The following is a 17,552-nucleotide window of genomic DNA, read 5'->3' on the forward strand; positions in this document are numbered from 1 at the left end:
TCTCTCCATTGCATTCATGCATCGATTACTCTCTATTCTATACATGCCGCAGCTTTTCTCACGGGTCTCATGCATCGATTACTTTCTATTCTATACATGGCTCGCCTCTTTCCCCTTACACTCCTGCATCAATTACACTTTCTTATATAAAACACCACTCTCGCCCCCCATGCTCCTATCACCAAACATCCCACCCAAAACAAATAGGGCAGGAATTCAATCCCTACCCCGTGTATTCATCCGTTTAAAAAGTGGAATTCGGTCCTGCTTCCCAACTGGGTTGCTGTCACTTCAAGCCTGACATCGATGCGCTCCTTCAGTTCAGGCACATGGGAGATGATGCCCACTAGCCTTCCTGTGCTCTGGATATCGATCAGCGCTTCTATAGCCTGGTCAAGTGATTCAGGATCAAGGGTCCCGAAGCCTTCGTCGATGAACATCGTTTCAAGCGAGACGCCGCCCGCATATTGCTGTACGACTTCTGCAAGGCCGAGCGCAAGCGACAATGCCGCCTTGAAGCTCTCCCCGCCAGACAGTGTCTTAACATGGCGCTCCTGTCCTGTGTACTGATCAAAAATGAGCAGCTCCAGCCCGCTTTGAACATTTCCTTTGGAACGGTCCGTCTTCCTTAAAAGCCGGTATCTTCCGCTGGTCATTTTGGCCAGCCTGCCATTTGCCTCGCGCAGGATGTCATCAAGGAAAGCTGCAAGTACATAGCGCTCAAATGTTATCCTGAATGTGTTCTGGCCCTTGGAAATCTCAAACAGATGGCCAAGGAGGTGATACTGCTCTTCTAGCTGTTTGATATCTTCGTTGATCTCTGAAACCTTTTTGTGGATTTCCCCGTTTTCCCGCTTTTTCACAAGCAGGCCGGTATACTGCTCCTGCAGTGCTGCAAGCAGCTTGTCCACTTCCCCGAATTGCTCCTTCAGGGACTGGATATCAGGCTCCTTAACATCCATCAGCAATTCTGTAAGCTCATGGTACCTGTCGGCAGCGGAACGGAGTTCTTCCCGATAGCTTCTGAGCTCTGCCTGCAGGCCCTCAAGCTCCCTTTCATTCCTTTTGGCATGATGATAGTCCTGGTATACAGTAAAGCCCTGCCCGACCATCCTGTCCCGGAACAGCTCCCGCTCGGCGGAAAGCTTTTCGCCAGTCTGCTTTAGCTGGTTTTCCGCGACCTCAAGGCGAGTCTTCTCATTAGAATGCTTTTCCCTTGTATCTGTATAGGCAGCCTGTGCCTCCTCCAGCAGCTGAGTGAGCTTTTGCTGGTGCTTTTGGGCCGCCTGCAGCTCTTCCTCATATGCCTGGCGGGAGCGGAGGTTTTCAGGAACAGTTTCCATCATTCTGGAAAGCACTGTATTTTTCTCCGCAAACAGAATGCCTGCTTCCTGATTGTCCGCTGCGGCCTGGCGAAGCTCATCAGCTTGCCTGCTTTTTTCACTTTCAGCTCTTTTGATTTCCTGCTCAAGCCTGTCAGCCTGAGATGCTTTTCTGCGGAACCCTGCAAGCTCACTTTCCATCCTGCTTCTTTCCGAGAGGAGCTCCTGTTTATAGGACGTGATGCTATCCTCTGAAAGCCCCGGTTTTTGTTCTGCCACTCTGGCAGCAAGTTCAGCAATCGACTCTTTCAGGCTGGCGGCTGCCGACTGGATTTCATAATAGCGGGACTCTGCCTTGGAGCGGTCTTCTTCGCAAGAAAGCTGCTGTTTCTTGGCTGCCTCTATATCCTTTTCGTCCGGAAAATCCGGGCCGCCGGATACGGCAGGCAAAGGATGCTCCATGGATCCGCATACAGGGCATGCTTCTCCATCCTGAAGCTTGCCGGCAAGAATTGCCGCCTGGCCATGCAGCCATTTCTGCTCAAGCTCTGCCACCAGCTGCCTTGCATCATCAGCACGGGCCTGCTGCTTTTCCAGCAGCTGTTTTTGCTGTTCCAATTTTTTAAGTGAATCGGACACCTTTTGTTCCTGGATCTCATATTTATTGATATTTTCAAGAAGAGATTGGGAGCCTTCAAGCTTCCTCTCCATTTCCACGGCTTGCAGGAGGCTTCCATCGGCCTCTTTTTTCTCAGCATTGAGTCTTTTTAATGTTTCCTCCCACTGCTTCTGGCCTGCTTCGAGATTCTCTATTGTTTGCTTGGAGGAATCGAGCCTCTTTTTCAGTATTTCAGCCTCTGATTTAGTTTTGGACAGGGCAAGGACATCTTCTTTCATAGCCTGCAGCCTTGAAACAGCTTCCGCTGACTCTTTCCGTTCAGCTTCCCTGTTCTTTTCATTCTGATATGCTGCTTCTTTTTGCTGGAGAAGCTGATATAATGCCTCCGTATTTTTCTCAAGCCGTTCAAATTCATCTTTGCATGAGTCCAAATCACTCTTCAGCTTATGGCATAGCTCTTCCTGCTGCTCAAGGATTGCGGCCTTTTGAGCGAGGATGATTTCCTGCTCTTTTGCTTCCGACCATTCCTTCCGGCTTTCCAGCTCTTCTTTTTTGGCCTTGAGCTCCTCTTTTTGAGCCAGCTGTTTCAGGACTGCTTCTGCTTCATAGATTTTTTGCTGGAGAGAATCCCTTTCCTCCTGCTTCTTACGGCCCTCCTGAACAAGCTTATCCATTTCCTCGTTTAAAAGCTCGATCTCTTTTTCAAGCAGCCGGAGGATTCTGCTGTCATTCAGCGGATCTTCTTCCAAAGCTTCGAGCAAGTCTTCCTGATAGGAGGCATGGATCCCATGCAGAAGATGGTTTCTCCTGTCTGCCTGCTTTTCGACACTCTTCTTCAGCTCTGTCGCTTCAGTCCTGAGCTTTTCTTCGATTTTTTTATAGATCTCCGTATGGAACAGCCTTTGGAGGATAACCTCTTTTTCTTTGCTGTCAGAAGTGAGCAGCTTGCGGAATTCCCCCTGGGGAATCATTAGGATTTGCCGGAATTGGCTGCTGTCGATGAGCATGATCTCCTTTATTTTCTCATCCACATCCCTGACATTGGCAGCGAGCAGCACTTTCTCATTTTTTTCATCATACATATAAAGCTCGGCCCTGGCGCCGATTGTCGTGAAGCCTTCGCCCCGCTCCTTCTTTTTTTCCTGCTGCGGAGAACGTGTGATATAGTAAGTCCGGTCGCGCAGCGAAAATTGAAGCGATACCTCTGTCAGCAGATTATTTTCAGCAAATTGACTTCTAAGCTCGGGGCCATTTCTGTCTTCCCCGCTTGCTTTTCCATAAATGGCATAGCTGATTCCGTCAAAGATCGTGGTTTTGCCCGCTCCGGTCTTGCCTGAAATCACAAACATGGTTTTGCTGCCGAGCGAGGAAAAATCGATCTCTTCGGTTCCTGCATAAGGCCCGAATGCCTGCATTGCCAGCTTCAAAGGCTTCATTTCAATCCCTCCTCCTTCAGCACAGACTGGATGATATCCGCCATCGCTGACTTTTTATCTGCAGTGAATTCAGCTTCTGTCATTTCTTTATAAAATTGCTCAAAAAGATCCAGTTCGGATTTTTTCTCTTCTTTTACAGCCTGGAAGGCCATTTTCCTTTTCAGGTCGGTCTGTTCGATTTTTCTGTCCAGATGGAGGACGTTCGGATATAACTGCCGCAGTTTGCCCATCGGATCAATGAGGCTGCCGTCATCCAGCAGGGTGATTTTCAGGTAATCCAAATGATTCTGCCCTTCTGCAAACGATGGGTCGAGAAGCTCCTCCAGATAGCCCTCCACCTCGCGCATATCCTGCTTGGGAGCAAGAGAATGCTCGCGGATGTCAAAAGAGCCGTTATCGTTCATTTCAATGATGGAAACCGACTTCTTCTGCTTGCTTTCAGAAAAAGAATATTTCAGCAGTGAGCCGGCATACCGGACCGTATCATGCTTGATGGCATCCGGGCTGTGGAGATGGCCGAGCGCCGTATAAGAGAAAGGCGCAAACAGATCCGCAGTGACACATCCTGATCCGCCGACAGATAAAGTCCTTTCAGAATCGCTGGTCTGTCCTCCCAGCACGAAAGCATGGCCCACCAGCACATTCGGCTCATTGGGATTGATTGTTTCCTCCATTTTTCCGATAAGGCTCTTCATGGCATCCTGATGGGAGTGAATGGAATCATCCCCCAAAAGCTGCCTGACAGTACCAGGTTCTGCATAAGGCACCAGGTAGAAGTTGACGCCATTTATATGTACAGGCCGAAAGCTGGCTTCGATATTGCCATTCAGATAAAATTGGCTGTGCTGATACCACGAGCTGCCGAATGACAGGCGTTCGGCACTGTCATGGTTGCCGGAAATCGCCACGATCGGCGTTTTGAGATCAATATTCAGCTTAAACAGGGTTTCGTCCAGCAGGCGGACAGCATCTGTAGGCGGAACGGAACGGTCATAAAGGTCGCCTGCTATAACAATGGCGTCCGGCTTTTCTTCCTCCACCAGTCTGACAAACTGCTGCAGCACCTCCCGCTGATCTTCCGTCATATACACACCATGTACAAGCTTGCCCAGATGCCAGTCTGCCGTATGAATAAACTTCATGATTCTCCCCCTCTTTTAACCTTATTGCTTCTCTTTCAGAATCCTATCATTATATCAAAAAGAGCATAGCGAAAGTTTCTGAAAAAATAGGAAGCCTTCCCATCCAGAATGTTTGTTCTCTTATTTTAACAGAAAAAACAGGTTGTTACTGAGAAAAAATTTCCTGAAAAGACTGATTTATCTTTGATAGGTTTCAAATGCCTTGTTATGGGTATAAAGGAGTAGTAACAAAAGACTAAATAAGAGGCAGTGAACATGATGACAGAACAAATGATTTTTTTGAATGAATTGAAAGAGTTATTGAACGAATATTTCCGCTGCAATGTAAAGCCGGTCAAAAAGGCCATCTATAAAGATATTCTTCTGATCTGCAGGGCATTTGCCAATATGGATGAAGGCCGCGCCGCCTGAGTCCTTTTTTTTTATAAAAAAAAAACAGTCCAGCCGAGAAGGCTGAACTGCGATATATGGTATTTCTAATTATAGTTTAGTAACGTTAGCCGCTTGAGGTCCGCGAGCTCCTTCAACAACTTCGAAAGAAACTTCTTGGCCTTCTTCCAGGGATTTGAAACCTTCTGATTGGATAGCAGAATAGTGAACGAATACATCGTTTCCGTCTTCAGCTTCGATGAAACCGAAACCTTTTTCTGCGTTAAACCATTTTACTTTACCGTTTTTCATAAGAAAAATCCTCCTAATGGCCAGCTTCAGCCATGTGTAAATTCACCATTTACAGCGTATATAGCTTTTACGAATCTTCACTTCTCCAAACAAGTATTCAACGCTGGAACAAGCAGCTTTGCAAATCTATCACGATGCAGAACGGTTAATATTAATTTAGCATTATTCCAAATTACTGTCAAGGATTGGCACCTGTTACATTATAGGCCGGAAGCACTGTCATTCCAGGCTTTTTCCTTTAAATTCCCGGGCAGGCTCTGTATGGATTGCACCACTGAATCCAGCTTCGCTTCAATCCTGTGAAGCAGATACAAGGTTACAACTATAGGAAAGCCTACATCGCTGATTAACGGGATCAATTGGTCCATATGCTCCTCCTTCATTAGACTTTCTATCATCATATAGCCACTTCCTGAACAGAAAGAGGCCGGCCCAAACCGTGAGCCGGCCCTCTCATTCTATTAGACTAGCTCATATTCAGTTACGTTGCGGTCAATCACCCTTGCCCCTTTGACAGAAACCAGCCTACCGCTTGGCCCCGCAAAAATGTCAGCTGCAATCAGCTCCTCCATCGCCTGCTTCACGGCGGCCGTATCGATTGGTTCTTTTGGTGAATCTACTGTCAGGGATGCGGTTTTGCCATTTTCGGTGAGAAATTGGATCTCCAGTGTCTTAGCCATCATCTCACCTCCTCTCCTGATTCATTTTTATTAGGCGATTACATCAAAGCTGTCGTTTCTCTGAACTGAGTTGACAGGATGTTCGCTAAGGGCTCCGAACGCCTGGGCTGCCTGGTGAAGCTGGTCAGCGGTAGCTGAGTTTTTGACATTGGACAATGTCTTGGATTTGTAAATCGGATCGCCTTTTTCGTTCATTCCTGTTTCGAAGTAGATTCGAAGGCTTGTAGCTGTTGCGACTGTTTGTGCCATCTTGCATCACCTCCTTTCACCTTCTATATATAGATTTCCTGGCAGAAAGGACATGGGTGATGAAATTTTTTAAAAATGAAGTCTATCTTATGGGGCGTGTGAAATAGTGTTTCAGACGCTTAAAATAATAAAATGGTCGGAATACAGATAGAGGCAGGCGTAATGGCCGGGGAAGCCGCCGAAGAAAATGAATTTGTCTGCGAGTCTAAAAAAATATAAGATATGTGAGATCGCTATCGAATTCTAGAAGCCCTGATGATTGGAGTGGAAGGCACGTAGACTCCTGCGGGATTGCAGCGGCAAAGCTGAGACCCCGCAGGAGGTACGACGAGGAGGCTCAGCGCCGCCCCGCGGAAAGCGAAGTGCCTGGAACGCAAATCAGCAGCCCCCTTTAATGAATATAACCCATTGCTATTTTGCACCTAAGCTGCTGGACGTTGATCAAGGATTGATCATTATACAAAAGACTTACAATTTATAAATTTTAAAACAAAAAAAGCCGGGAAACCGGCTTTTTAGGCAAATCTCGATTTTCTCAGCCTAGAATCCAAAACGAAATTGCCGAATGGGATAAAAGCTACAGCCAATGCACTTGCGACCCATATAAAGGACCAGCGGACCTTAAAGGTCACATAGGCGATGATGAACAGGTATGTAACAAACAAAAATCCATGCAGGGAACCTACTACAGTAACCGCTTCCGGAAATCCGGCAAAATACTTCAGAGGCATCGCGATAAATAGCAGGACCAGCAGCGAGCCTCCCTCAAGAAACCCCATGATGCGAAAGCGTCCTATCGGTGTGTTCATGGTCAATCTTCCCCTTTCCAATCAAGGTCAAAGCCCTTTCATTGCTATCATATAGGCTTGCTTACAAAAAATCCAGTGGCTCTTGAACCACTCCTGTTATTCCATGCTTTTCACCAGTTCGGAGCTTAAATGCCTGGCAAACACGCCTAGATGAGCAGGCTCTGATATATCATGATGAAACAGGGGAATATGAATATTCTTCATAGCAGAGAACACCTTGCTGATCTCATTAAGATGCTGATTTTCATTTTCTCTTCTCATCTTCATAAAACGGCCGTCTGCTTCTTCGGGTATCACTTTATTGACAATGACTGCCTCCGTATGAAGTCCATGGCCAGCCAGGACCTTGACCGCTTTTTCTGTTTCGAGGATTGGAAGGCGCTCGGCATTCAGCACAAACAGGCAGGCTGCCGACTGGCTGTCCAAGAGAATGTCCCGCACTTTGGCAAACTTATTTTTGCGGCTGAGAAGTTTTTCATATATGGGATCCTCAACTGGTTCACCGTCATTCATCCATTGGGCGAAGTTATCGTTATTTTTCTTTCTTCTTTGAAGCAGCCCGTCTATCCAGGCACTCATCAGCTCAGGAAGTGTCAGCAGCCGGATTGTATGTCCTGTCGGGGCTGTATCAAACACAATGGTATCATAGGCGGCCATTTCATCAAGCAGCAGGGAAGTGATCCGGTCGAATACCGCCGCCTCATCGGCGCCGGGCGAAGATGCAGCCAAATCGATCTGGCGGTATACTTCGTCAGCCATAGAGGCTTTCACCAAGCCTTTGAGATTGCCTTTTACCTCTTCAATATATCTTTTAGCTTCTCTCTCAGAATTAATTTCAAGAATATCGAGGTTCCGGCTGACATTCATGATTCCCTGACCCGGCTTAAGATGGAACAGGTCCCCAGTATTATGGGCAGGATCCGTTGAAACGAGCAGAACCTTTTTTCCTTTTTCTGAAAGCAGCAGGGCAAGCGCCGCAGAACAGGTGCTTTTCCCTACTCCCCCTTTTCCTCCGACAAAATAAACCTTTTTATCCAGTATCAGTTTCATAGCCTCCTTTTCAGCAGCAGCGGATTCCGTCGAGAGGGGATTTCTCCATCCCCATCCGCAGATGCCACTGATGAAATTTCTCGATGATATGCGGATAAAGCTCCAGCGTGTAATAAAAAGCCGGATTGGGCAGCCCTGCCATTTCCGAGAAGCATAGGAGAATGAATAAATCCTCTTCATCCCTTAGCTCCCTCGCGATTTCAGCCCGATGCGGGAGCTTAAGCACCTCATCATAAAAGGCAGCAGCCTTTTTCAGCTGTGACAGCAAGTCCATCACTTTCGCCTCCTCTCAGTCAGAAAAAGCAATGGCCGGCAATGCCGGCCAGGCTTTAGAAATGATGAGTTGTGTCTGCAGGCGGCGCATCCCTTTTAAAGGCTGCAAATGCTTCCAGGATGATCCAGAAGACAAATACAAGGATCAGCCCTCCCAAAATAAACAGAAGCATATTGGCGTCCGCAGTGCCTAATCCTGACCAGTCAAACACAACCTGCTTGATCATCGCCCAAAGAGTCATGATGAATACAAAAACCATCGGTATGAAAGTTACGAGGAAATTCCTGCCCTGGCGCTTCAGCCAAAGGCTGATCAACAGAAGGCTGACTCCTGCGAGAAGCTGATTGCTTGTGCCAAAGAGCGGCCATAACAGATACCCACCAGAGCCAAAGCCATTCGGCCCCTTAGGAAGCAGGACCAATGCTGCACTTGCAACAACGGCTGCCGATGTGGCGACATGGGCTTTTGTGAGCGGCTTGAAATTGTATTCTTCGCCTATTTCAGCAATGATATAGCGCATCAGCCGGACTGATGTATCTAGCGTTGTCGCAGCAAAGCTGACGACGATGACAGAAACAATCGTTTTCGCAATATCAGCAGGGATCCAGACGCCGGTTGCCAGCTGGGCCGCTCCATTGATGAATGACCCGAGCCCTCCTGAGCTTGCAGCGGCAAAGCTGCTGTAAGCAGCCGTGAAGTCACCCTGTGAGGCGAATAAGGTAATGACAGCGATGATGGAGATTAAGGCAAGTGCCCCTTCCCCTACTGCCCCAAGGTAGCCGACAAACCTGGCATCCGTTTCTTTATCAAGCTGCTTGGAAGAAGTACCGGAGGAAACAAGCCCGTGAAAGCCTGAAATCGCACCGCAGGCAATCGTTATGAATAATAGCGGCAGCCATGAAGGATCCGCGGCGCTCGCATTTACTGCTGGCGCTGTCACCTTCGGCTGCAGGAATACAAGTCCGGCATACATGATGACAAGACCGACGACAAGCTGATGGGAATTGATATAGTCCCTTGGCTGCAGAAGCTTCCATACCGGAAGAATTGATGCAATATAGCAGTAAATCATCAAAATGACGATCCAGATAAAGAACGACATCGCCACGCCGTCAAGCCCAAAAAGCACTTCAGTCTCTGCTCCGCCTAAGTATTTCGGCAAATCGATCTGCAGGGCAGGCACCAGGCTTGCGAGCACGGCAGTTCCGTACATGACCACAAGGGCGATGATGGAAGGGATGAGCATTCCTTTTTTCCGTTTGTACACGGCATACCCGATCCAGATGGCCAGCGGTATTTCAATGAACACCGGCAGGACGCTGGCGGGAAACTGAATGAATAGATTGGAAATGACCCAAGCAAAGACGGCATTCACCATAAGAACCAGAATTAAAATAATGAATAAGAACATCATTTTTGCTCTTTTGCCTATTAATTTGCTTGTAATAGTTCCTATCGATTGCCCTTTATTCCTGACAGACAGCACGAGCGTGCCAAAGTCATGAACTCCGGCTGCAAACACAGTCCCGAGAATGACCCACAAAAAGGCAGGCAGCCACCCCCAATATACTGCAATAGCTGGTCCCACAATCGGTGCAGCTCCTGCAACCGATGTAAAATGATGCCCCCAAAGGACAAATTTATTGGTGGGCACAAAGTCAACCCCATCCTGGTATTGATGAGCAGGAGTGACATAGTTGGGGTCAAGCCTGTAAATCTTTTCTGCCACCCATTTTGAGTAATACCTGTAGCCTGCCGCAAAAACAAGCATGCCGATAACCGCCAGCCAAATTGAATTCAATTCTGTAACCTCCTTTTATCACCTGGTATTAAATACATCATAATGAAAGCGTCTTCTTATAGTCAATATATTCCGAATATTTTTATAGATTCACTCATTATTGATGCTTCCGTCATACGGCATTAAAACAGGCAAAAGATCACAGCAGGCATAGGATGTACCATTAGCAGCATATCTTACCGGCATTCGCATACCATGAAGGAGGTGGCTATTTTGGACTTGCTTCAGTTTCTGAACCAGAAATATATCATGCTTGTGCCGGCGCTATGGGTCATTGGATTGGCTCTGAAGCATACACCCTGGGTTCCTGACTGGACCATCATCTGGATTCTTTTGCTGCTGTCGGTCGGCTTTGGGGCGTTTGCCTTCGGCTTTTCCATCAACGGAATCCTGAACGGCGTTATTGCTGCAGGGGTCGCTGTGCTTGGACATCAAATGTACAAGCAGTCATTTCTCAGCAAACCTGCAAACAGAAAAAAAAACAAGCATAAAGACTAGGGGAGGCTTGCTGTTTTTTAGATATGATCAGTGAATACCCGGAGATATGCTGCTCTTTTGATTTCAAAAAAAAACACCATAAAAGCACTCGGCTTTCATGGTGCCCGTCTATAAAGACGGCAGCTCAGCACCTGCAGCAGCAGATACTGAATATACGGAGGAGATCTTCCCTATCAATATATTTCATTCCTCCAGAAAAAGTGTGGACAAAACATCTGAGCGTTTTCATTAATTTTCAGCTGATACTTAACAAAACGGCTTATAATTAGAGAAATGAGGGTAAAAATGGAACAGCACCGTAGAGACATAAGAGGTGATGCTATGGAATGGAGAGGTTTATTCATCAATAACCCGGACAGGCAGATAGAAATATCCATATACCCTGCAGGAAACACGAAGGATGGAGAAGAAGGGTATGTTGCCATGGCCAAGGAACAGATCCGGCAAATTACCGTGCAGGAGTTCTCAAAAAGCCGGCTGAAGGCTGTAAGGATGGCATTATCCCTTCTTGAGGATGAAATCCTGCTGCATTTGGAATACGACCAGGACAATACACCCTAATAAACAGAAGAAGGAAACAGCTGCACCGCTCTGTTCCCTTCTTCTTGCCTTCAGTCTTCTTTGCCATCTGTTTCTATCAGCTCTAAATGAAATTCCCCGACAGCATCCTCCTCGTAAAGATTCGTTAACGAGGTATAATAATTATCAATCATTCCACGGAACTCTAATTCATCCTCAGGCACCGACACATCAAAATATAGATCATATAACAGTGTGGTGATGTCATGATATTCCTGATGGCTCACTTTGAAGTCAAAGGAGAGATGAATTGCCTGTCCTCCTTTTTCAGCCAGTGTTTCCTCTTTATAGTTGTACACATCAATCCGGTTCCCATTCAGGATTACCTGTTTGGCCATGAATGAATTCCTCCCTTTTCTTATTCATCTTGAAGCGGACAAGATTGGCTTATTTTATGTAAGAATTCTTGGTTAAATGAATCGTACACCTTTCTTTTTGGGATTTCAAACATCTTGATTCTATAAAAATGAAAAGAAAAAAGAGCTTCGCAGGGGAAGCTCTTCCTCATTCGTCTTCTTCAGATGTATTCAGATGCTCTTCTTCGTCTATCAGGTAAGTCCAGTCGCTTTTTATCATATTGTCCCAAAGTTTCTCAATAATCTTCATGGATGAATCCCTCTCTTCGATGTACTGTTAATCCATCTTTACCCTTTTTTCGAAGGAGATAACATCCAATTTATAGAAAAAAATAATCATATTTTCTTCTTAATGATATTAGCGTACTGCTTGGAGGTCCTCACCTCAACTGTCAGTTTTCCGTTTGCCATGACAGTTTTCAGAAGGAACGGGGCTCCTGCTTTATTCTGGAACCGGAAATCCTTGCCTCCGTAGGAAACAGTGGCATCCCTGCCGACAGGCACATAACCCACCGTCACAGAATGATGGTGCTTTTCAACATAGTCTACCCCGATCTGATCGACTGCATTGAAGAGGGTCGAAGATGTCTGGCAAATTCCGCCGCCGATACCCATAACCAGCTTTCCATTAATAGCCTCCTGTGCGGGCTGATAGCCATGTGCCTCATCGCTTGGCCCTACTGTTGTATTAAAGGAGAAATAATCGTCGACGCCCACAATCACATTTTGAATCGCCTGGGCCGACAGCTCGATATTTTTTGTTCTTCCTGCTACAGAGCTATTAAACTTGGTTGTATATGAGGCAACCACCACTTCGCTCAAATGTGCAGCGTCCTCCGGCTTATAGCCGCTTTCGGAAACGACGAGCGGAAGTTCAACATTTCCTCCCTCAGCAGAAGCTTCAATCACCTTTGCCGTAAGCTCGGATTCTTCAAGAATCGTCCTGGGATTGCCTTTCACAATCCCGCCGTTCGCAGCAATCCTATCCGGTACCATCCTTTTGTCATAGCCAGCGTTTGCGTCCGTCCCTCTAGCCAGATTCTTCGCCCATTGGCTGATTTGCTGCTTATACTTTTCAATATCTTTTTCATAGCCCATTTCCTCCGGTTTAAAGGTCTTAATGATTGCTTTGGTATTCGGATCAATAATCTGGACCACAACTGGTTCTTTTGCTTCTTCAGCCTGTTTTTCCTGTTCCTGCTTCTCTTTTTCCTTTTGAAGCTGGCTTTCAAGCTCATTCACTTTCTCCTCCAGCTTCTCCTCCTTGGATGCCTGGTCCGCACATCCGCCCAAAACTGCCAAACTGCCAATCAACAAAGCTGCAATCCACCGTCTGCTTTTCTCCATGAGTCCCCCAACCCTGTTTTTTATTTCCAGAATACACAAACTTCTATCCTAAAAACGCTTCCGCTTATCATCTTATTCTTCAATTTTGAAGGTATTCCCAGCAAAGCTAGGAACTATCTACTATTTTACATTAAAATGGATTCTTTATAAAGAATTAGGGGGTTTGGGAATGAAAGGAAAAAGAATGTTCCACGAATAAAGACACTCCCCGAAGGAAGTGTCCATTCTTACCTTAAACCCCATTGCCAATGCTACTGCTGCTGAATTTCATTCTTAAATAGTCAGCACATCGGTCAATATCCGGTTCTTTTGTCCCTTCCATAAGAACTTGGATGTACGGCTTCCGATCTTTAAGCAGCTTTGAGATAAGGCTATAGTTTAACAGGCCCTGTCCTGCGGGGACGATCTTTACCTGATCTTCTTCGATAACAAAGTCTTTTGCATGGAAAATGGCGATCTTTTCCCCAAGAAGGTCAATAGCTTCTGCTAACAGCTCATCCTGCCTATGATAGTTTTCAACCGTAATGAGGTTGGCGGGATCAAATATGACCTGGACATTATTTGAGTCTACCAGATCCAGGAGGCGTTTGAGTCTATCAGCTGAGTGGACTGGATGATTAACCCCTGCCTCTACACCGACCATTACACCGAATTTTTCAGCTTCCTGTGCGATCTCTGCAACACTTTCCACTGCTTCTAAAAACGGCTTTTCCTCAAAATTTCTTTCACTGTAGCCCATTTCAAAAAGCACACTTCCAGTCTCGGTACCGACGATGCTGCAGCCAAAATCCCTTGCATACCGAATATGCTCTTTAAACTTCTCCAGTCCCTTCCGCCTCTCTGACAGATCCGGATGAATGAGATTAACATAACAGCCAAGGACAGCTATTTGGACGCCGGCACTTCCGAATGTCTTCCCAATGTATTGTGCCAGCCCCGGTGACAGGCTGCCTGGTGAGGGATAAAGAGAAGCTAGTGATTTTCCCAGAGCAAGCTGGATGCAAGAAAAACCTTTCCGGCCAATTTCTTTTGCCAGCTCCTCCAGTGAATCTTTTTCAATATCGTGGGCTCTGATTCCAAGGTTCATTTTAATTCCCTCCTAATGAGAAAAGCGCAAGCGCCTTGGGTCCCCTTAAGGAACGCCGACTAAGAACGCCACGTCCTGTGGCAACGTCCCATGACACCCATCCAGGGGCCTCAAGCCAATCCTCCCGGAAAGGCATTCTTTGCCTTTTCAGGAGGATTGGCTTGTGACCTCGGCGCAGCTGCTGGACAGTAATCATAGTAGTAAAAATATACTTTCTTATTTTCAAGAAAGCCGCACTCTCGTACGGCTTCACTCACATATTCTCTTATCGTACGAGCCAGCCTCCATCTACTGCTAAAAGGTGTCCATTCATATAGCTGGAAGCATCGCTTGCCAGGAACACAACGGCCCCCATCAGGTCGGCAGCCTGCCCCCATTTCCCTGCAGGAATCCGTGAAAGAATTTCTGCATTCCTCTTTTCATCAGACCTGATTGCAGCTGTATTATCTGTCGCAATATAGCCAGGTGCAATCGCGTTTACCTGGATATTGGATTCTGCCAGCTCATTTGCAAACGCCTTTGTCAGACCTGCCACTGCATGCTTGCTTGCCGTATAGGAAGGGACGAATTTTCCTCCCTGGAAAGACAGCATGCTCGCGATATTAATGATTTTCCCGGATTTCTGTTCAGCCATTACTTTTGCTGCCTCCTGGCTGAGCAGATAAAGGGAATTCAAATTAACTTCCAATACAGCATCCCAGTCTTCTTCTTTATACTCAAGAAGAGGTGCACGGCGAATCGTACCTGCATTATTGACTAGGATATCAATTTTTCCGTATTCATTCAGGCAGGCGCCTACTGCTTCCTTAATCTTTGTCCGATCGCTAAGGTCTGCCTGGAAGAATACCGCCTTCTGCCCTGTTTCTTCTATTAATCTTTCAGTTTCCTGCCAATCGCCGCTTCTGGAAATGACAAACAGGTCGGCCCCTGCCTTGGCAAGCGCTGCCGCATATGCCTGGCCAAGGCCTTTATTTCCACCTGTTATGATTGCAGTCTTGCCGGCAAGGCTGAACATATCCATTGAAAAAGAACTCAGTGCCTCTGTCATACGAAATCCTCCGTTTCTATCAGTCTCTTATCGCAATTCTTCCATTTTGACATGGTCCATATCGGTATAAGTGATATTCTCTCCGCACATTCCCCAGATGAAGGTATAATTGCTTGTTGCCGTTCCGGTATGGATGGACCAGCTCGGGGAGATGGCAGCCTGTTCATTCTTCATAACAAGATGCCTTGTTTCATCAGGCCTTCCCATGAAGTGGAACACACGGGTATCTTCCTCCATATCGAAATAGAGATAAACCTCCATTCTCCGCTCATGTGTATGGCACGGCATCGTATTCCAGACGCTTCCCGGCGACAGCATCGTTAAGCCCATCTGCAGCTGGCAGCTCTCACAGACATTCGGATGGACATACTGGTAGATTTTCCGCTCATTCAAGGTTCCCGGCTCTCCCATTTCCAGCGGCTTGATTTCATTGATATCAATTTTGACCGTCGGATACTGGTGATGGGCAGGGGTGGAGTTGATATAGAATTTGGCTGGCTGTGCGGCATTTTTGGAACGGAAAAGCACTTCCCTGGTCCCTTTTCCAACATATAATCCGTCCCTGGCCCGCATATCATATTCTGTGCCATCAAGGATGACCGTGCCGTCCCCGCCAATATTGATGATGCCGAGCTCACGCCGCTCCAGGAAATAATCGACGCCCAATTCCTTGTCAAGCTTGATGGTCAGTTCATTCTCGGAAGGTGTAACACCGCCAAAGATCATCCGGTCATTATGTGTATATGTCAGGCGGACCTGCCCTGATTCAAACAGTGTTTCCACCAGGAACTCTCTTCTTAAATCATCGGTCGTATACTTTTTCATATCCTCGGGATGAATCGCATAGCGTGTTTCCATTGTGCATTCTCCTTTTCCATCATTATTTTCAGCGGAGTATTTTTCCTGGTTCACTTCCCGCCAAAGCTAAAACTTCTTCCGTTGTAAATGAATTGCTGTCTCCATGGACTGTGTGTTTAAGAGCTGAAGCCGCTGTTGCGAAATCTGCCGTCATCTGAGGATCCCACCCTTCCAGCACACCAGCAAGAATCCCGGCCATAAAGGCATCTCCTCCGCCAACCCTGTCCACGATAGGCTCTATATGGTGGACTTTAGACTGAAAAAGCCGGCTTCCAGTGTACAGATTACCCTGAAGCGTATTGCTTGTGGCTGATTTGATTTTCCGGAAGGTAGAGCAGATATACCGGATGCCGGGATATGAAGCAGCCAGTTCACGATAATAGGTTTGTACCCTTTCCGTTTGTGAAAGAGAGCTATCTGCAGGCTCCATCCCCAAGAGATGGATGCTGTCCAATTCCCCGCATGAACAGATGTCTGCATATGGAAGCAGTTTCTTTAAGGCTTCCCCGGCTTCTGACTGGCTCCAGAGCTTTCCGCGGTAATTGAAGTCAAGGCTTGTCAGCACTCCATATTCCTTAGCTTTCTTGAAAGCGAGGAGTGCAAGCTCCCTGAGCTCAGGAGATAGGGCAAGTGTGATTCCGCTTACATGAAAAAGTGTAGCTTCGCGCAGCATGCCGTCCAAGTCTACTTCTTCAGGCACCAGTTCTGAGAAGCTCGAATGCTTGCGGTCATAGGTGACCTTGGCGCTTCGTTCCCCTGTCCCTGATTCCAAATAGTAGGTGCCGAGGCGGTCTCCGCCTTTTAAAAGGAAGTCTGTCCGGACGCCATTTGCTTTTAAATGCCTTTCTGCCCCTTGGCCTAGAGGATTGTCAGGCACCTTGCCTGCAAAAAATGATTCATAGCCAAAGTTGGCCATAGAGACGGCCACATTGGCTTCTGCACCGCCATAGTGGACGGTAAGACCTGCTGCCTGGGAAAGCCTTACGCCACCTTCTGTTGAAAATCGCAGCATAATCTCTCCCAGCGTAACAATCTTCATTATTGCAGCCCCTCTTTCCTTGCTTCTTTGACAATTTTTATATATTCTGCAGACATTTCGGTAATTTTTTCATAGTTTCCTGTTTTGGCAGGCGCCGCCAGGTTCCCGCCAACCCCTACTGCCACACAGCCGTTTCTGATCCATTCCCCGGCATTTTCCAGGCTGACTCCACCTGTCGGCATGATATTAGCCTGCGGAAGCGGTGCCTTGACCGCTTTAATGAAGTCCGGTCCAAAGGAATTGCCAGGGAATAGCTTGATAATATCTGCCCCGTATTCCAGCGCTTCCTTCATTTCTGTGATCGTCATGCAGCCGGGCATATAGGGCACCTGATAAAGGTTGCACAGTTTAGCAGTCTCTCTGTCAAAGGCAGGACTGACGATGAATTCAGCGCCGGCGAGAATGGCAATCCTCGCTGTCGCCGCATCCAGTACAGTTCCGGCCCCCAGAACGGCACGCGAGTCATCTGCAAAATATCCCGACAATTCCTTTAACACAGCTTCAGCTCCATCAATGGTAAAGGTGATTTCAATCCCGGCAATTCCTCCCTTTGCACAGGCTTCAGAGATTTTCACAGCCTCTTCCTTTGAGTCGGCCCTCACCACCGCCACCACTCCGGATTCTGTCAATCGGTTCAATATGTTCAGCTTTTTCATAATTGCCTCCCCGGCAGAAAA

At 47.0% G+C, this 17,552-nt stretch carries 20 protein-coding genes; 3 read left to right on the forward strand and 17 right to left on the reverse strand.

The window, feature by feature from the left end; translation table 11 throughout:
* Positions 1-236: 236 nt before the first annotated feature.
* Entirely contained in the window at positions 237-3,377 is a 3,141-nt protein-coding gene (locus ACQCVH_RS13190) for an AAA family ATPase (RefSeq protein WP_426836123.1), read from the reverse strand.
* Entirely contained in the window at positions 3,374-4,519 is a 1,146-nt protein-coding gene (locus ACQCVH_RS13195) for an exonuclease SbcCD subunit D (protein ID WP_426836124.1), read from the reverse strand. The genes ACQCVH_RS13190 and ACQCVH_RS13195 overlap by 4 nt, the downstream gene beginning before the upstream one ends.
* 255 nt (positions 4,520-4,774) lie before the next feature.
* Here ACQCVH_RS13195 and ACQCVH_RS13200 point away from each other — a divergent pair, with 255 nt between their 5' ends.
* Positions 4,775-4,930: a hypothetical protein gene (locus ACQCVH_RS13200; protein WP_426836125.1), complete on the forward strand. Its 156-nt coding sequence runs from the start codon at positions 4,775-4,777 to the stop codon at positions 4,928-4,930.
* 69 nt (positions 4,931-4,999) lie between these two features.
* Here ACQCVH_RS13200 and ACQCVH_RS13205 read toward each other — a convergent pair whose 3' ends face one another.
* From ACQCVH_RS13205 to ACQCVH_RS13240, 8 genes are all read right to left on the reverse strand, one after another.
* On the reverse strand, positions 5,000-5,200 hold the full coding sequence (locus tag ACQCVH_RS13205) for a cold-shock protein (RefSeq protein WP_009791059.1): 201 nt from the start codon (positions 5,198-5,200) through the stop codon (positions 5,000-5,002).
* Between the two features lie 200 nt (positions 5,201-5,400).
* Entirely contained in the window at positions 5,401-5,568 is a 168-nt protein-coding gene (locus ACQCVH_RS13210; protein WP_224896696.1) for a YvrJ family protein, read from the reverse strand.
* A 93-nt stretch (positions 5,569-5,661) separates the two neighbouring features.
* A complete protein-coding gene (locus tag ACQCVH_RS13215; protein ID WP_426836163.1) occupies positions 5,662-5,880 on the reverse strand; it encodes a DUF2922 domain-containing protein in 219 nt (72 codons plus the stop codon).
* 30 nt (positions 5,881-5,910) lie between these two features.
* Positions 5,911-6,129: a DUF1659 domain-containing protein gene (locus tag ACQCVH_RS13220; protein WP_224896692.1), complete on the reverse strand. Its 219-nt coding sequence runs from the start codon at positions 6,127-6,129 to the stop codon at positions 5,911-5,913.
* Positions 6,130-6,644: 515 nt separating this feature from the next.
* Positions 6,645-6,938, reverse strand: coding sequence for a DUF3817 domain-containing protein (locus tag ACQCVH_RS13225; protein ID WP_022543779.1), 294 nt, complete (start codon positions 6,936-6,938; stop codon positions 6,645-6,647).
* Positions 6,939-7,034: 96 nt separating this feature from the next.
* Positions 7,035-7,988 (reverse strand): ArsA family ATPase, encoded by a 954-nt coding sequence (locus ACQCVH_RS13230; protein ID WP_426836126.1) that lies wholly within the window; start codon positions 7,986-7,988, stop codon positions 7,035-7,037.
* A gap of 10 nt (positions 7,989-7,998) precedes the next feature.
* The gene (locus tag ACQCVH_RS13235) at positions 7,999-8,262 is read right to left on the reverse strand and encodes a cory-CC-star protein (RefSeq protein WP_257990801.1); all 264 of its coding nucleotides are present in this window, start codon (positions 8,260-8,262) and stop codon (positions 7,999-8,001) included.
* A gap of 55 nt (positions 8,263-8,317) precedes the next feature.
* Complete coding sequence (locus ACQCVH_RS13240; protein WP_426836127.1) at positions 8,318-10,063, reverse strand: carbon starvation CstA family protein; 1,746 nt, start codon at positions 10,061-10,063, stop codon at positions 8,318-8,320.
* A 204-nt stretch (positions 10,064-10,267) separates the two neighbouring features.
* On the opposite strand from ACQCVH_RS13240, the gene ACQCVH_RS13245 reads away from it, so the two are divergent.
* Positions 10,268-10,561 (forward strand): phage holin family protein, encoded by a 294-nt coding sequence (locus ACQCVH_RS13245; RefSeq protein ID WP_426836164.1) that lies wholly within the window; start codon positions 10,268-10,270, stop codon positions 10,559-10,561.
* Positions 10,562-10,882: 321 nt separating this feature from the next.
* Positions 10,883-11,122 (forward strand): hypothetical protein, encoded by a 240-nt coding sequence (locus ACQCVH_RS13250; RefSeq protein ID WP_426836129.1) that lies wholly within the window; start codon positions 10,883-10,885, stop codon positions 11,120-11,122.
* A 50-nt stretch (positions 11,123-11,172) separates the two neighbouring features.
* Here ACQCVH_RS13250 and ACQCVH_RS13255 read toward each other — a convergent pair whose 3' ends face one another.
* The 7 genes from ACQCVH_RS13255 to ACQCVH_RS13285 form a co-directional block, all read right to left on the reverse strand.
* Positions 11,173-11,478 (reverse strand): DUF3219 family protein, encoded by a 306-nt coding sequence (locus tag ACQCVH_RS13255; protein ID WP_426836130.1) that lies wholly within the window; start codon positions 11,476-11,478, stop codon positions 11,173-11,175.
* A 354-nt stretch (positions 11,479-11,832) separates the two neighbouring features.
* Entirely contained in the window at positions 11,833-12,843 is a 1,011-nt protein-coding gene (locus tag ACQCVH_RS13260) for a VanW family protein (protein WP_426836131.1), read from the reverse strand.
* A 232-nt stretch (positions 12,844-13,075) separates the two neighbouring features.
* Positions 13,076-13,930 carry a sugar phosphate isomerase/epimerase family protein gene (locus ACQCVH_RS13265; protein WP_426836132.1) on the reverse strand — a complete coding sequence of 285 codons (855 nt, stop codon included), beginning with the start codon at positions 13,928-13,930 and terminating at the stop codon, positions 13,076-13,078.
* Between the two features lie 265 nt (positions 13,931-14,195).
* Positions 14,196-14,978 carry a 2-dehydro-3-deoxy-D-gluconate 5-dehydrogenase KduD gene (gene kduD / locus ACQCVH_RS13270; protein WP_426836133.1) on the reverse strand — a complete coding sequence of 261 codons (783 nt, stop codon included), beginning with the start codon at positions 14,976-14,978 and terminating at the stop codon, positions 14,196-14,198.
* 27 nt (positions 14,979-15,005) lie between these two features.
* Positions 15,006-15,836: a 5-dehydro-4-deoxy-D-glucuronate isomerase gene (gene kduI / locus ACQCVH_RS13275; RefSeq protein ID WP_426836134.1), complete on the reverse strand. Its 831-nt coding sequence runs from the start codon at positions 15,834-15,836 to the stop codon at positions 15,006-15,008.
* A gap of 28 nt (positions 15,837-15,864) precedes the next feature.
* A complete protein-coding gene (locus ACQCVH_RS13280; protein WP_426836135.1) occupies positions 15,865-16,875 on the reverse strand; it encodes a PfkB family carbohydrate kinase in 1,011 nt (336 codons plus the stop codon).
* Entirely contained in the window at positions 16,875-17,531 is a 657-nt protein-coding gene (locus tag ACQCVH_RS13285; protein WP_426836136.1) for a bifunctional 4-hydroxy-2-oxoglutarate aldolase/2-dehydro-3-deoxy-phosphogluconate aldolase, read from the reverse strand. Before ACQCVH_RS13285 ends, ACQCVH_RS13280 begins: the two co-directional genes overlap by 1 nt.
* Between the last annotated feature and the right edge of the window lie 21 nt (positions 17,532-17,552).

It is taken from the genome of Bacillus infantis (genome assembly GCF_050107595.1).
In the GTDB taxonomy this organism is placed as follows: domain Bacteria; phylum Bacillota; class Bacilli; order Bacillales; family Cytobacillaceae; genus Bacillus_AB; species Bacillus_AB infantis_C.